Annotated in this window: 15 protein-coding genes; 12 read left to right on the top strand and 3 right to left on the bottom strand. The window is 57.2% G+C overall.

The features are described from left to right. Positions 1-242: 242 nt before the first annotated feature. Complete coding sequence (locus KQX66_RS01065; protein ID WP_216788746.1) at positions 243-2,057, bottom strand: sensor histidine kinase; 1,815 nt, start codon at positions 2,055-2,057, stop codon at positions 243-245. Next, positions 2,050-2,742, bottom strand: a complete 693-nt coding sequence (locus KQX66_RS01060) for a response regulator transcription factor (RefSeq protein ID WP_216788745.1) — start codon at positions 2,740-2,742, stop codon at positions 2,050-2,052. The genes KQX66_RS01065 and KQX66_RS01060 overlap by 8 nt, the downstream gene beginning before the upstream one ends. Before the next feature lie 338 nt (positions 2,743-3,080). Here KQX66_RS01060 and KQX66_RS01055 point away from each other — a divergent pair, with 338 nt between their 5' ends. The 9 genes from KQX66_RS01055 to KQX66_RS01015 all read left to right on the top strand — a co-directional run bounded on the left by KQX66_RS01055 (position 3,081) and on the right by KQX66_RS01015 (position 10,886). Next, on the top strand, positions 3,081-3,575 hold the full coding sequence (locus KQX66_RS01055) for a cysteine dioxygenase (RefSeq protein WP_216788744.1): 495 nt from the start codon (positions 3,081-3,083) through the stop codon (positions 3,573-3,575). Positions 3,576-3,658: 83 nt separating this feature from the next. Beyond that, entirely contained in the window at positions 3,659-4,915 is a 1,257-nt protein-coding gene (locus KQX66_RS01050) for a serpin family protein (protein ID WP_216788743.1), read from the top strand. A gap of 264 nt (positions 4,916-5,179) precedes the next feature. Beyond that, entirely contained in the window at positions 5,180-6,166 is a 987-nt protein-coding gene (locus KQX66_RS01045; RefSeq protein ID WP_216788742.1) for an ABC transporter ATP-binding protein, read from the top strand. Further along, positions 6,163-6,966, top strand: coding sequence for an ABC transporter permease (locus KQX66_RS01040; protein WP_216788741.1), 804 nt, complete (start codon positions 6,163-6,165; stop codon positions 6,964-6,966). The genes KQX66_RS01045 and KQX66_RS01040 overlap by 4 nt, the downstream gene beginning before the upstream one ends. Positions 6,967-6,991: 25 nt before the next feature. Then, positions 6,992-7,795: an ABC transporter permease gene (locus tag KQX66_RS01035; RefSeq protein WP_253956834.1), complete on the top strand. Its 804-nt coding sequence runs from the start codon at positions 6,992-6,994 to the stop codon at positions 7,793-7,795. A 96-nt stretch (positions 7,796-7,891) separates the two neighbouring features. Next, the gene (locus tag KQX66_RS01030; RefSeq protein ID WP_216788740.1) at positions 7,892-8,344 is read left to right on the top strand and encodes an NUDIX hydrolase; all 453 of its coding nucleotides are present in this window, start codon (positions 7,892-7,894) and stop codon (positions 8,342-8,344) included. Positions 8,345-8,480: 136 nt separating this feature from the next. Next, positions 8,481-9,338 (top strand): VanW family protein, encoded by an 858-nt coding sequence (locus KQX66_RS01025; RefSeq protein WP_216788738.1) that lies wholly within the window; start codon positions 8,481-8,483, stop codon positions 9,336-9,338. Between the two features lie 179 nt (positions 9,339-9,517). Then, complete coding sequence (locus tag KQX66_RS01020) at positions 9,518-9,976, top strand: chemotaxis protein CheX (protein ID WP_010497894.1); 459 nt, start codon at positions 9,518-9,520, stop codon at positions 9,974-9,976. A gap of 133 nt (positions 9,977-10,109) precedes the next feature. Further along, on the top strand, positions 10,110-10,886 hold the full coding sequence (locus KQX66_RS01015; RefSeq protein WP_216788736.1) for an SDR family NAD(P)-dependent oxidoreductase: 777 nt from the start codon (positions 10,110-10,112) through the stop codon (positions 10,884-10,886). 216 nt (positions 10,887-11,102) lie between these two features. Here the strand turns inward: KQX66_RS01015 and KQX66_RS01010 are convergent, their stop codons facing one another. Then, entirely contained in the window at positions 11,103-11,381 is a 279-nt protein-coding gene (locus KQX66_RS01010; protein ID WP_216788734.1) for a DUF2573 family protein, read from the bottom strand. Between the two features lie 82 nt (positions 11,382-11,463). On the opposite strand from KQX66_RS01010, the gene KQX66_RS01005 reads away from it, so the two are divergent. From KQX66_RS01005 to KQX66_RS00995, 3 genes are all read left to right on the top strand, one after another. Continuing rightward, positions 11,464-12,324 (top strand): alpha/beta hydrolase family protein, encoded by an 861-nt coding sequence (locus KQX66_RS01005; protein ID WP_253956833.1) that lies wholly within the window; start codon positions 11,464-11,466, stop codon positions 12,322-12,324. A gap of 83 nt (positions 12,325-12,407) precedes the next feature. Beyond that, complete coding sequence (locus tag KQX66_RS01000; RefSeq protein ID WP_216788732.1) at positions 12,408-13,832, top strand: DEAD/DEAH box helicase; 1,425 nt, start codon at positions 12,408-12,410, stop codon at positions 13,830-13,832. 87 nt (positions 13,833-13,919) lie between these two features. Beyond that, the gene (locus KQX66_RS00995) at positions 13,920-14,462 is read left to right on the top strand and encodes a hypothetical protein (RefSeq protein WP_216788730.1); all 543 of its coding nucleotides are present in this window, start codon (positions 13,920-13,922) and stop codon (positions 14,460-14,462) included. Positions 14,463-14,526: the final 64 nt, after the last annotated feature.

Here is a 14,526-nt window from a genome sequence, read left to right as displayed (position 1 = left end):
GCCGGCATCCTAAGATGCCAGCTTCAGGCAGTTGAGAAAGAGATTTTTGACCGAAATACAGAAACGGAGGTGGGGTATCTACTGGAGGAGCGGTAGCGTTCGCCTTTGTCTGCGGGAAATACCCGCTGCTAAGCGGTATCAATTAAGATTTCCTGCAGACAAGAGCGGCCGGAAGTAGATACCCCACCCCCTCGTACACCTCTATTACCCAAGTGACCACTTTCTCAACAGCCTACGGCATCCTAAGATGCCAGCTTCAGCTTCACGTAAAAATGAATTTCGCCGTTCTCCGACTCGGCCCAAATACTGCCTTCGTGCGATTCGACGATGCTTCTTGCGATCGCAAGACCCAGCCCCGAGCCTCCGGTCTCGGATGTCCGGGCTTTATCGACCCGGAAAAACCGTTCGAACAGCTGCTCCAGCTCGTCGCGGGTCAAAGCGTCCGCTTTGTTGGAGATCCGGATGATCACGTGCCCGCGTTCGCGGATCATGCCGAAGGTAATGACGCCGGGCTTAGGGCTGTACTTGATCGCGTTGCCGAGCAGGTTTTCGAATACGCGGATCATTTTGTCCACATCGATGCGCACCAGCAGCCGCTCCTGCGGCAGGCTGCGGATCAGCGTGAGCTGCTGCTCCTCGCTGAGGGTCACGTATTCCTCCAGCAGCTGCTCCAGCACTTCGTTGATCACGACGCCCTTCTTGTGCAGCGGAACGTCATGATTGGAGAGCTTCGTAAATTCGAATAGATCGTCGATCAGCCCTTTCAGCTTCTCCGATTTACTGTAGGCGATACTGACATACCCGGCGGCTTGCTCGGGCGTTTCGAAATTTTTGTCGTGCAGCAGCCGCAAATACCCCATGATGAGCGTCAGCGGCGTGCGCAAATCGTGTGAAACATTCGTAATCAGCTCGTTCTTGAGCTGCTCGGCGCGCCGTTCCTCTTCGATTCTCCGCTGCAAGTCGGTCACCATGAAGTTCATGTCTCTCGCCAGCGATCCGAGCTCGTCTTGGGAACGCTCGACGACGCGGTGATCCAGATTGCCTGTAGCGATAATCCGAAGCCCGCTCGCAAGCTCCTCGATATATCTCATTTTCCGCTGCGTTAAAAAGTAGAACAGAAAGATAAAGACGGCAAGCGAAGCCAGGATGGAAAGCGGGTTCTCGCCTTTATGGTAGCTGATGTTCGGCTGAGGGATACCGCTGACGATTAAGTAGGCCTTCTGATTGTTATAGGTCACCGGGTAAAAGCTGGAAAACTCCGAACGCGAATCGGATTCCCGGTTCCGTGTTTCCATCGCGTTGCGGATGACGCTGTGTACGTCGACGTATGTTTCCGGCGCATTTTCGCTGCGGAAGACGACTTTGCCTTCCAGATCCGTAATGACGATCTTGAGCTTATTGTAGGTAACGAGCCGTTTGACCGTATTCTCAAAATTTTTGCGCCGCTCGGCGTCCTCCTGCTTGTTCTCTCCCTGCCGGATATTCGGCTGGTTCGGCTGATTTGGCTGCGGCGCACCCTGCGGATTGGCCGCCGGGACCCCGGGTACGCTGCCGGGCTCTTGGCCGTTTGCGCCAGGGACAGGAACGGCAGTGCCGGCATTGGGCGTCGGCATCCCCCCGTCTGCAGCGGAGCCCTGCGGCACGGCCGCTTGTCCGGATTCGCTCCGGCCCGCTTCATTCGAATCATCGTCGGTAGATTCGTCGCTTGTCTCGTTTCCGCTGCTATGTCGCGAAGGTGTAAGGAACCGGTCCGCGAGCGAGCGGGCTTCGCTATCGATGCTTTCCATCCCTTGACTGTAATCGATGACCGTGCTCTTGTTGACGGCGCCGAACAGAGCCGAGCTGATGCCGTAGAATGCCAGCGACACGCCGAAACAGAAGGCAAAGGTCAGCATCAACTGCAGCCGGACGCTGCGCTGCACATGGACCCGCGCCATTTTGTACAGATCTTGAAGGAACAGGATCATGCCCCGCAGCAGATTAAAGGGGAACCAGGTGAACGGGAAGCGGTCAAGCACGGGCTTGCGCGGCGGTTTGATCTTCTCTTTTTTACTCAACTTTATATCCCACTCCCCAAACCGTTTTAATAAACTTCGGTTTCCGCGGATTTTCCTCGATTTTCTCGCGAATTTTCCGGATATGTACCATCACGGTATTGTCCGAATCGAAATAGGCTTCCTTCCATACGGCTTCGTAAATTTTCTCGATGCTCCAAACCGTACCGCGATGGCGGGCCAGCAGTTCCAGGATCGCAAATTCGCGCGGCGTCAGCTTAATGTCCCGGCCGTCCAGTTTGACCTCGTGCGTCGCGGTATTGATCGAAAGCTCGTCGATCTCCAGCTCGTGTTCCTTGTTCGGCCGCTGAACATTGAGCCGGGTGTAGCGGCGCAGCTGCGACTTGATCCGGGCGACCAGCTCAAGCGGATTGAACGGCTTGGTGACGTAATCGTCCGCGCCGGTGCTCAGGCCGAGAATTTTGTCCATGTCCTGGCTTTTGGCGGACAGCATAATGATCGGCATATGCTTTTGTTCGCGTATTTTCAGGCAGGCTTCGATACCGTCCATCTTCGGCATCATGATGTCGAGTACGATCAGATCGACGTCTTCCTTTTGCAGCACGCTTAACGCTTCGATGCCATTGCCTGCGCGCAGCAGGTGGTAGCCTTCGTTTTTTAAATAAATTTCGAGCAAATCGATAATTTCTTTCTCGTCGTCGACGAGCAATATTGTAGGCTGCGCCACGGGGCCGTCCTCCTTTTCATTCCAATAAATCTCGGTTGTTGCGGAGTGGGGTCGGCGTGCTTTCCGGGCGGCGCCGACGACAAAAAAAGCATATCACGCCGGGATAACCTTGACAAACGGCACGCGGGCCACTCCCCTTTCCTAATGTTGACTGTAACCTAGTATAGCCGGCAAATCTTAACGACTAGCGATTCAAAACCTTAAAACATTCTTAAGGGAAAAAGGAAACCGCCACCGCATTTTACGAAAAGGTAACTTTTTAGTTAAAAGAGGAATATATTAGATTATAAGTTGAACTTATTAAAGCGGTAAAAGAATGTTATGAACGGAGGAAATCCATGAACCGGATCGAAACCATCGCACGGATTCTGAACGCGCTGCCTTTGCGCAGAACTTCGCCCAAGCAGCTTCAGGCGATTATGAGAGGCATGGATTTGTCGCTTGAAGCCTTGTCGCCCTACATTGCAGAGCCTGCGGACTTGCCTTACGGGAGAACGAGCCTATATCGGACCGATGCCGCCGAAGCGGTGCTGATCCATCTGCCTCCCGGAACCGAAACGTACATTCACGATCATGGTGTATCGGTCGGCTGTGCGCAGCTGCTCGAAGGCACGCTTACGAACCGGATGTTCCGGCTGGACGGCTACGGGTATCCCTGCTTGTCCGGGGAGGTTGAAATCGAGGAAGGAAGCTGCTATTACGCGCCGAAAAAACAAATTCACCAGCTTCGCAATTCCGGCCCGCAGCGCGCAGTAGCTTTCCATCTGTATGCTCCGGCGCCTTCCGGGAAGTCGTATTTTCCATACGAGCAGGTGCTCGATTACGTGATCTAATCTCCTGCAAATTTCAGCACGGCTGCAACCTTCGGATGACCGGCGGCGTCCATTTCCATATCATGACAGAGGAGGATGGAGAGATGCCGAAATGCGGAGTCACCATGAAAAAAACAATGCTGTTGCTGCTGGCAGCCGCGCTATTGTGCTCGGCTTGCACCGCTGCCAATGCCGGGGGCGACGTCAGCCTCAGAAAGCATGCGCCAGCGGACTTGGATGCACGGATCGTGCGGGCTGACAATGCGTTCGGCTTGAAGCTGCACCGTACGATCGCGGAGCAAAATCCCGGCAGCAACGTGTTCGTTTCGCCGTTCAGCGTATCGATGGCGCTGTCGATGGTTTACCACGGAGCAGGCGGGGCGACGCGCGAGCAGATCGGGAAAACGCTGCAGGGCCAAGGCTTGTCCGTTGACGAGTGGAACCGGGGGCATCAGGTGCTTCGCGATTTGCTGGAACATTCGGGTAAGGAAACGCAGCTCTCCGTCGCGAATTCGATCTGGGCCAGAAAGGACGTAGCGCTTCACGAAAGCTTTCTGCAGCGAAACCGCGACTTCTACGGCGCGGAGACGGATACGCTCGATTTTGCGCAGGAGAGCGCCGTTCGCAAAATCAATCAATGGGTCGGCAAGCGAACGAACGGCAAAATCGACAGCATCGTGCAGGGTCCGATCTCGCAGGAAACGGTCATGTACCTGCTGAACGCCGTCTACTTCAAAGCGCAGTGGCAGCATCCGTTTCCGGAGCGAGACACAAAGCCCGGTACGTTCCATGCGGCAGCGGGACAGAGGAAGCTTGTAAACCTGATGGCGCTGACCGGACGGCTCGATTATGTGCAGGAGCCGGATTACCAGGCGGTCCGGCTGCCCTATGCGGACGGCAAGCTGGCAATGGTTGTCGTCCTGCCCTCCGAAAAGGCCGGATTGGATCAGGTTCAGCAGAAGCTGTGGGCGGATGAGACGTTTTGGAACAAGCCGTTTCCTTCCGCGAGCGGGACTTTGAAGCTGCCGAGGCTGAAGCTGGAGCTGGGATACGAGCTGAACGATGCGCTGAAAGCGATGGGTATGCCTGCGGCGTTCGATCCGGTCAAGGCGGACTTTTCCGAGCTATCGCCGAAACCGGTCGTGGTCAGCGAGGTGAAGCACAAGACGTTCGTGGAGATGAACGAGCGGGGCACGGAAGCCGCGGCGGTTACCTCTATAAGAGTTGAAGCAACCTCTGCACCAGCACCGGTGGCCAAGCCGTTCGAGATGATCGTCGACCGGCCGTTTTTGATGGCGATTCAGAGTACGGAGACCGGCAGCCTGCTGTTCCTCGGCAGCATCGTCGATCCGAAGGAGTAAAGGAAGCGCCCGGATAAGGAGAGCTCGTGCACCAAAAATGCATCTTGTAATTCCTTACATCGCGTGGTAGTATATAACAATTAACGTGGAAGGGCTTCTAGGGATCCGACGGCCAAACGGCCGGGCGAACCAAGCGGAGCCGGCGCGCCACCGATAGAGCCGCGCTACACCGTAGGGATAAAAGACCTCGTGCAAGTTCCGCCTGACAAGGCGAAACGGTATGGGGTCTTTTCTGCTTTAGCAGAGGAAAGGAGAAGGAGGAACATGAACGCGATACGGGCCGAAGGGCTGACGAAACGGTTCGCCGTGAAACGGAAGGAGGAAGGCTTCAAGGCCGGGGTACGTTCGCTGCTGCGTCCGCAGTATAGCGAGAAGACGGCGGTGCAAGGCATCGACCTGACCGTCCCGCAGGGGGAGACGCTGGCGTTTCTCGGACCGAACGGCGCCGGCAAATCGACGACGATCAAGATGCTGACCGGCATTCTGCATCCGTCCGGCGGACACGCGGAGGTGCTCGGCTACTGTCCGTGGAAGGAACGCGGCAAGCTGGCTTACCGGATCGGCTCCGTCTTCGGGCAGAAATCGCAGCTCTGGTACCATCTTCCGCCCGCCGACTCATTCGAGCTGATGAGCCGCATTTACGAATTGAAGCGCGGCGACTATCTCGCCCGGCGGGACGATCTCGTCCGCCGTTTCGAGCTGGAGCCGTATTTGCATACTCCGGTGCGGAAGCTGTCGCTGGGCGAGCGGATGCGCTGCGAGATTGCGGCGGCGATGCTGCACCGGCCGCAGATTCTGTTCCTCGACGAGCCGACGATCGGGCTGGACGTAGTGGTGAAGCAAAGCATACGCGAGCTTATCCGGTTCATGAACCGGGAGGAAGGGACGACCGTGTTCCTGACTTCCCACGATGCGGGAGATATCGAGCAGTTGTGTAGGCGGGCCGTTGTCATCAACCACGGGCAAATGATCTTCGACGATACGGTCGAGGCGATGAAGCGCGATCTGCTGACGGGCAAGACGATCCGGCTCAAGCTGCTGGAGCCGGGCCCGCCGTTTCGGCACGACGGCGTAGAAGTGCTGACGCAAACGGATCAGGAGCTGGCGCTTTCCGTCGATACGTCGGCGATCGCAGCCCAGGAAGTGCTTTCCCGCCTGGTCGCGGCGTACCGCGTGTCGGATATTACGATTGAAGATCCTCCGATGGAGAGCATCATTACGCATATTTACGAGCGGGAGGGAAGCGTATGAATCTGAGTCCGAAGCTGCTGAAATACGGCGCGATCGGGCGAATCAGCTTGCGGAATCATTTTGCTTATGTGCTCGATTTTTTAATCCGCTCGATATTCCTGATCATCATCATGTACATCTTCATTCAATTGTGGCAGACGACGTACCGCGGGGAAGGGTCGCAGTTGATCGCGGGCTACAGCTTCGAGCAGATCATTTGGTATATTTTGTTCGCCGAAGCGCTGACGATGGCGTTTCCCAGCCTATGCACCCGCGTGGAGGAGGAAGTGAAGAGTGGCGATGTCGGGTACAAGCTGACGCGGCCGTTCAGCTATATCGGCTACCATTATATGGCTTATGTAAGCGAAGTGACGGTCCGGCTGCTGGTGAACCTCGCTGTCGGCCTCGCGCTCGGCTTCGCCTTTTTCGGCCCTCCGTCATTCGGCTGGGGCTGGCTCGGATTTTTCGTCATGAGCTTCGGTGCGATGACCGTCAACTTTATGCTCAATATGGCGCTGTCGCTGTGTGCGTTCTGGGTCGAGGAGACGCGGGGACTGGAGTTCGTGTACCATAAGCTGCTGTTTACGATCGGTGGCATGCTGATGCCGCTCGAGCTATTTCCCGAAGCGCTGCAGCAGGTATGCCGCTGGCTGCCGTTTCAGGCCGTCCTGTATTTTCCGGCCAAAACCGCGGTCCGCTGGGAGGAAATCCATCTCGCTCCGATGCTGGCGGTCCAGTGGGCGTGGGTAGCCGTGCTGGCGCTGGTCGTCTGGCTTATCTATCGGAAAGGCGTCCGCAAGCTGAACGTCAACGGCGGCTGAGCCGCAAAGAAGGGAGGGAAAGGAATTGCGCCAGAATTCAAAAATAATGCCGCTGTTGCGGTTCGTATGGACGTGCTGGAAGCTCAATTTGACCGGAGCCATGGAGTTCCGGCTGAGCTTTCTGATGACGGCGGGCATGATGATGGTGAACAACGTCGTTTGGATTTTTTTCTGGGGGCTTTATTTTCAGCGGTTTCCGGTCGTGAACGGCTGGGAGCTGCAAGACGTGATGATGATGTGGGCGGTGAGCGCGGGCGGCTTCGGCCTGTCCGCCGTGCTGTTCGGCAATGCGTACCGGCTGGCCTCGCTGGTTGCGGGCGGTCAGCTCGATCTGTACCTGACGCAGCCGAAGCCGGTGCTGCTTCATATTCTGGTCAGCCGGATGTCCGTCTCCGCGATCGGGGACGTGCTGTTCGCCCTGCTGCTGTATGGATTGTTCGGGGACCGCTCGCCGCTTGGCCTGCTCAAATTCGTGCTGGCGCTGCTCATCGCGATGCTCATTTTTCTGTTCTTCGTGGTGACGACGCAGTCGCTCGCCTTCTACATCGGGCAAGCTGAGGGCATCGGCCAGCAGCTGTTCAATGCGATTCTCACCTTCTCCACTTATCCGACGGGCATTTTCAGCGGCTGGGGCCGGCTGGTTCTGTTCACGGTCATCCCTGCCGGATTCATCAGCTATTTGCCGATCGGACTGCTGCGGGAAGCGGATCTTGCGTTCACGCTGCAGGCGCTGGGCATGACGGGGCTCGTGACCGCGGCCGGTTTATGGTTCTTTCACCGCGGCCTGCGGCGGTACAGCTCCGGCAATGCGATGGGGCTGCGGATGTGAAAGCCGTCCGAAGAGGTGTATAATGGTTCTGGAACGAACGGAGAAGCTTGATTGTTAAGGATCGACCCTATGATAAACGACTGCGGAGGACAGCTTATGAGTACGACCGAAAAAGAGTGGTTTCGGATATACAGCGCCGTGTATCTGCTCCTTGTGCGGGAGAACAAGCTGCTGCTGCTTCGTCGGACCAACACCGGCTACGAGGATGGCAAGCTGAGTCTCGTAGCGGGCAAAGTGGACGGGAACGAAGAAGTGAAGCGGGCGGCAGCGCGCGAGGCATGGGAGGAAAGCGGCGTCCGGGTGGACCCGGCCGATCTGGAAGTGGTGAGTGTGATGCACCGGCTTTCGGATACGGGCGAATGGATCGATTTTTTTCTGACCGTGAAGCGATGGGAGGGAGAGCCGTACAACCGGGAACCGGACAAATGCTCCGAAATGGCATGGTATCCGCTGGACGGCCTTCCGGAAGATATGATTCCCCATGTGCGCCAGGCGGTCGAGAACGTGCTGGCGGGCATATTTTACGACAGCTACGGTTGGCAGCAATAAAGGAGGCGGCGAAGAGACCCGTTCGGGGAGCTTGGCCGCCTTTTGTCATCTTCGACAAAAATTCGACGCATATGTCGATTCGTCGTAGTAAGCTGACCGGGTTTTTGCTAGAATGAAGGTAGGGAGGGGAGGACGGATGTTCGGTCCATCGTCGGTGCCGAAGCCGAAGTACCGCAGCCGATGGCGGACGGCGGCAGGCATTGCGTATTACCGGCTGCGCCGCCGCGTGAGCTGGATGCTCGGAAATAAACGCTTTGCGCGATTGCGCCGGGACGAACCGCTGCGGCACGTTCATTTCACCCACCGTACGCCGCTGCTTCGACAGCTTCGGAATGTGGAGATGCAGCTTCAATACAACAAGATCATCAACTTGAGACTGGCTGCGCAGCGGATCGATGGTCTGATCCTTCAGCCGGGCGAAACGTTCTCGTACTGGAGGACGATCGGTAAACCGACCCGCCGTCAAGGCTACGTGGACGGGATGGTATTGCATCACGGCACGGTCCGGTCCGGAGTGGGAGGCGGTTTATGTCAGCTTTCCAATCTGATTTACTGGATGACGCTGCACACACCGCTTACCGTTACGGAGAGATACCGGCACGGATACGACGTCTTTCCCGATGCGGGACGAAAGCAGCCTTTCGGAACGGGGGCGACTTGCTTTTATAATTACTTGGATCTGCAGATCGAGAATCGCACGGAGATGTGCTACCAGCTCCGAATTTGGCTGACGGACACCGACTTGGTCGGAGAATGGCGGGCCGACAGTCCGGCATCGCACCGTTATGAGATTGCCGAAACCAGGCACTGGATTACCCAGGAATGGTGGGGCGGATATGTTCGCCATAACGTCATTAGCCGCAACCGGTTCGATGCGGAAGGGCGCTGGCTGGACGAACAGTTCGTTGCCGAGAACCACGCTATCATGATGTATGAGCCTTGCTTGCCGGAGAAAGCCGACTCCGACGAAGTTCCCGGGCGTAGGGACTTGTAGCATGTATAAAGAATCAGACCGTTTCTTTGAAAGGTGCTTCAATCCTGTGCTTTTTGTTATATTTCACACAAAACGCGACAAAAGTTCTATACTTGAAGCATGAATTTAGGTATAATGAAATAACAAAAAAGTCCTATGGATCTGCGGCATATTGTCGAAAAAAGGAGACCGGTCATCTTATGAAGGCAGAGCTTATCAACCCGTTTTTGGAGTCGGCCAGAATCGTCATCGAACAAGTCGCCAATGTACGACCGACCACCGGACAGCTCGGCATCAAAGACGTGAAGTTTGCTGAGAAATACATTTGGATTCAAATCGGCATGACCGGGCAAATGGAAGGGGACATCGTCTTCGGATTGCACGAGGAAGTCGCGCTCAAGGTCGTGTCCGCCATGATGGGCGGATTCTCGATCACCGAAATGAACGACATCGGCAAAAGCGCCATTTCCGAGCTCAGCAATATGATCAGCGGCAATGCCAGCACGATGCTGTTCAACCAAGGAGTTCGCGTCGATATTACGCCGCCCAAGATGCTTCATTCCGCGCATGCGGCCGGTTTCAACGCGCAAAAGGCGCTGACGATCCCGCTGATTATGGAAGGCATCGGCGAGTTGGATATTCAAGTGCTTATCGCTTAACCAAGCGGTATGCCCTACAGTTGAAATGACGAGTCCATAACGTGTAAGCTGTAAGCGAACGCTTCTCCGGTTCCGATAACGCCGGGAGCGCTTCGCTTTTTTTGTTCGAAAAGAAGACAGGGGGAACCGGGGGATGGATTTTCAGGGCAAAATCGCGGTAATCACGGGAGCGTCCAGCGGGATCGGCGCGCTGATGGCGCAGATGCTGGCGCAGCGGGGAGCCGTTCCTGTGCTGATGGCGCGATCGGAGCAAAAGCTGGCGGAAGCGTCCGCTAAAATACAGGGTAAGCACGGGATCTATCCGCTCGATGTCACGTCGGCGGAGCAGGTAACGGCAACGATGGATCGGGTGATCGCCGAATACGGCCGGATCGACATGTTGATTAACAATGCGGGTTACGGCGTGTTCGATTCGTTCGTGACGGCGCCCTTAAGCGAATTCGAGGGCATGATGGATGTCAATTATATGGGGACGGTTCGCTGCACGAAAGCAGTGCTGCCTTCCATGCTTAAGCAGGGGAGCGGCCATATTGTGAACATTGCCTCCATGGCCGGGAAGATCGGCTCGGCCAAGTCGAGCGGCTACTCGGCCACCAAGCACGCCGTGCTCGGCTTGACCAATTGTCTGCGGCAGGAGCTTGTCGGCACCGGCGTTCGTCTGACCGCCGTCAACCCCGGGCCGATCGATACGCCGTTTTTCGAGCGGGCTGATCCTTCGGGCAGCTACGTAAAAAACATCCAATGGTTTATGCTGAAGCCGGAGCGCGTCGCTCAGGCGGTGCTGAAAGCGATCGAGCGGGGCACGCCCGAGGTGAACCTGCCGTTGATGGCGGCTGCCGGAGTGAAGCTGTATCAGTTGTTTCCGCGGCTGTTCGACGGTATTGCCTATAAAATGCTTAACAAGAAATAGCTGCAAGCTGAATCGGTAAGGCTAGGGCGTGCGGTGCTGAATGGCTCGAAACCGCAAGATGGGATATACGAGAAGACCGCGCACCCTCGAAGGGGCGGCGGTCTTCTTTGGCTCGCCTTAGCGGACATGAGAATGCGCTTAAGAAAAAAGACCGAGTGCACATTGCTTTTCGGTCTTCGTGCAGGGTATGGTAAAGGAAGCATAGGTCCGCAGCGATCAGGCTTCCGGCTCAGGCTTGGCTTCCGCCTGTTGATTGGCTGCCTTAAACTTCTGGTTGCGGTCCCGGACCTCTTCGAACAGCTTCCGGACGTCGGCTTTGCCCTCGGGATGCTGCTGATTCCAATGGCTGGCGAGAGCCGGCATCGTTTTATGGATATGGTTGTAGATCGCCCAAACTTTAATTTTTTCCACCGTTTCGGCGGAAGCGTCGCCGGTCAGCAGCTCGGCATATTTCTCGACCAGCCCTTCGAATTCGGCGGCAAAACGGGAATTCATTTGAAAATCCACCTTTCCGGTCATAATACATCTTAGTGTAACGCCGGAACGACTTTGTGTCAAAAAATGGAGTGAACCGAACATGCCTATACCTACCGATACAAACCTTCCGCAAAGCGGGTTAACCGGCGGCGTTCCGGCCGACGGCACGCTGGTGCAGAGGGAAAGTCTCCGCAGCCTGGCGAAGGGCATATCGCTTTACCGGCTGACATATATTAGCCAAGGACTTCAGGTGAAAGGTTATCTTGCCGTGCCCGATGCCGCCGTACCCGTTCCCGGTTTAATTTACTGCCGGGGAGGCATCCGTAAGGTCGGGATGGTGCGCAAACGGCGCATTTTTTCGATGGCGCGGCGCGGGTACGCGGTCTTTGCGCCGTTTTACCGGGGCAACGAAGGCGGCGAGGGACGGGAGGACTTCGGAGGCGAAGACCGCTTTGACGTGCATCATGCCATTACCCTCATGCAATCGCTGCCGGAGGTGCAGTCCGGACCGGTTCCGCTGATCGGCTTCTCGCGCGGCGCGCTGATGGCGTTGCTGGCGGCCAAAGAGTGCGAAGGCGCCGGTCCGGTCGTCGTCTGGGGCGGCGTAAGCGATCTGCTCGATACGTATGAAGAGCGGGTCGATCTGAGGCGGATGCTGAAGCGGGTCGTCGGCCATCCACGCAAGCAGGCCGAGTGCTACGAGCGGCGGTCGCCCGTCCGTTGGGTTGATGCGATCCGCGTGCCCGTTATGATCGTACACGGTACGGCGGATGCGCAGGTCAGCGTTGAGCAGGCGCGCAAGCTGGGAGCGGCGCTGGAGCGGGCCGGGAAGGAATACACGATGGAGCTGTACGACGGGCTGGGGCACCGCTTTCCGAAGGAGGACGACGAACGCGCGCTCGATGCGGTGTTCGGATGGATTGCAAGCAAACGGGAACAGGCGGAAGGCCGGGAGCGGTAAGGCGGTTGTCTCCCTGCCGGGTAGGGCAATCGCCCGCATATTCTGGTATACTAAGGAAACGAAAGGGAAGAGAGGATGATCGAATGAATACGGGGTTTGCAGCTTTACATATCGCTCCGCAGTATGTCAAACGGCTGCAGGAGCTCGGCATTACGGAGCCGTCGGACATACAGGCGGAAGCGATACCGATCGCGCTTGAAGGAAAAGATGTCGTTGCGCAATCGCAGACCGGTACGGGGAAAACGCTGGCTTATTCTCTGCCGCTCCTCCATAAAATAGACACGGGCGCAAGAGAGGTACAAGCTCTTGTGCTGGTGCCGACGCGGGAGCTCGGCATGCAAATCGTGCAGACGCTGGAGCAGCTCGTGAAGGATAGCGACGTTCGCGTGCAGCAGTTGATCGGCGGCGCCTCCATCGAGCGCCAGATCGACCGGTTGAAGCTCAAGCCGCAGATCGTGGTAGGGACGCCCGGCCGCGTGCAGGAGCTGGTCAAGCTCCGCAAATTGAAGCTGCATAGCATCCGCACGGTCGTCGTCGACGAGGTCGATCAAGTGTTCGAGCTGGGGTCCATGCAGGATGTGGAGGCGTTGTTCAAAGGCATGCTGCGCGACCGGCAGCTGCTGTTTTTTTCCGCGACGTTTCCGCCGCCGCTGCAGGATGTCATCGACCGCTGGATGCGCGAGCCGGTCTACGTCCGGGTAAATCCGGCGCAGCGCACCTCGGAAACGCTGGAGCACTTGTATTTCGTATGTCAGGAACGGGACAAAATCGATACGCTGCGCCGGATCGTCCGGCTGTATAACCCGAAGGCCGCGATCGTGTTCGTCAATGAGACCGACGATATCGGGGAAGCAGTGTCGAAGCTGCAATACGTCGGCCTGTCGGTCGAAGGCCTGTACGGCGATTCCTTCAAGCAGGAGCGGGCCAAGGCAATGCAAGCGTTCCGCGCCGGCAAATTCCAGCTGCTGCTCGCGACCGACGTAGCTGCCAGGGGGCTTGACCTGCCGCAGGTGACGCATGTGATCAACCTCGACCCGCCGATCGATGCGGATCATTACGTGCATCGCGTAGGCCGGACGGGACGGATGGGCCGCAAAGGCACGGCCGTGTCGATCATTACTCCGCGGGAGCAGTTCATTATCGATAAATTTGCCAAATCGCTCGGTATCGAGATCAAGCGGCGGACGATGTTTCATGGGAAGGTCGTTGATCCGGAGCAGGAGCGGTCCGTTCGCCGGGAAGCGAAGAAGCTCGTGGAACGTCGGATGCCGGACGAAGCGCCGTCGGGAAGGGAGAACCCTGAAGCGCGCATTGCCCAGGCGGGAGCTCCGAAGCTCCCCCGTACGGAAGGCAAGAGCGCAAAGCCGGCGCAGGCTGGCACGGGTCGTCCCCCGGCCCCGGCTGCCCCGGATAAACGCAAGGCGGACCGGGAACGGGACCGCAAAAACAAAGGAGCGCCGCGCTGGCTCAAGGAAAAGCGCGATCCGTCGGGTAAACCGAAAAAGTAACGAATGAGCCGTCGCTTCCGCCTGTCAAACTCCGGGAGAGGGCATTGGACTCAGGTTAGGACCGGCTCCTTGTAAGGGGGAAGTGAAATGAGATCGCTCTTCAAAGGGATCGTCACGATCGTAATTCTGGGTGCGCTGCTGGTCGCCGGGGCATTATGGTACGCGCAGCCGCAAGCGGAGCTGGACTTGTCGTATGACGATCTTCCGGTGCGCGAAAAGCTCGCCGCCATGGTAATCAACCGCAAGCCGGAGGCGGTGCTGACGGAGCAGGAGGTTGGCGATCTGCTGAAAAAGGCGCTTTCCCGCCGGGCCGAGCTGCGGCCCGGCGTCAAGCTGACGGGAGCGAGGTTTTTTCTTGAAGGGGATCGGCTCGCGGCAGACGTGACAATGCAGCTTCAAGACCGCTGGAAAGTTGGCGCCCGGCTCAACTTCGACCTTGTCTGGAAGGAGCCGTATTTGACGGCCGTCCATACCGGCACCGTCATCCGGGACGTTAACGTACCGGGCGAATGGCTGAGCCTCCAGCCGATTCAGGTTGATCTAAACGCTTATATGCCGAGGCATGTGGCGATTCGGGACGTAGCCTTCGAAGGGTCAACGATACGTGTGGCTTTTGGGCTGCGTTTATAGATGAAAGCAAAAGGGGCGGTTTCCTTCTTAGTCGAGGAAACCGTCCCTGAGTTTGTTGGGAAAC

It is taken from the genome of Paenibacillus oleatilyticus (assembly GCF_018998565.1).
GTDB classification, from domain to species: domain Bacteria; phylum Bacillota; class Bacilli; order Paenibacillales; family NBRC-103111; genus Paenibacillus_G; species Paenibacillus_G oleatilyticus.
Note: the sequence above shows the minus strand (reverse complement) of the source record. Positions and strands in the feature narration are given on the sequence as shown.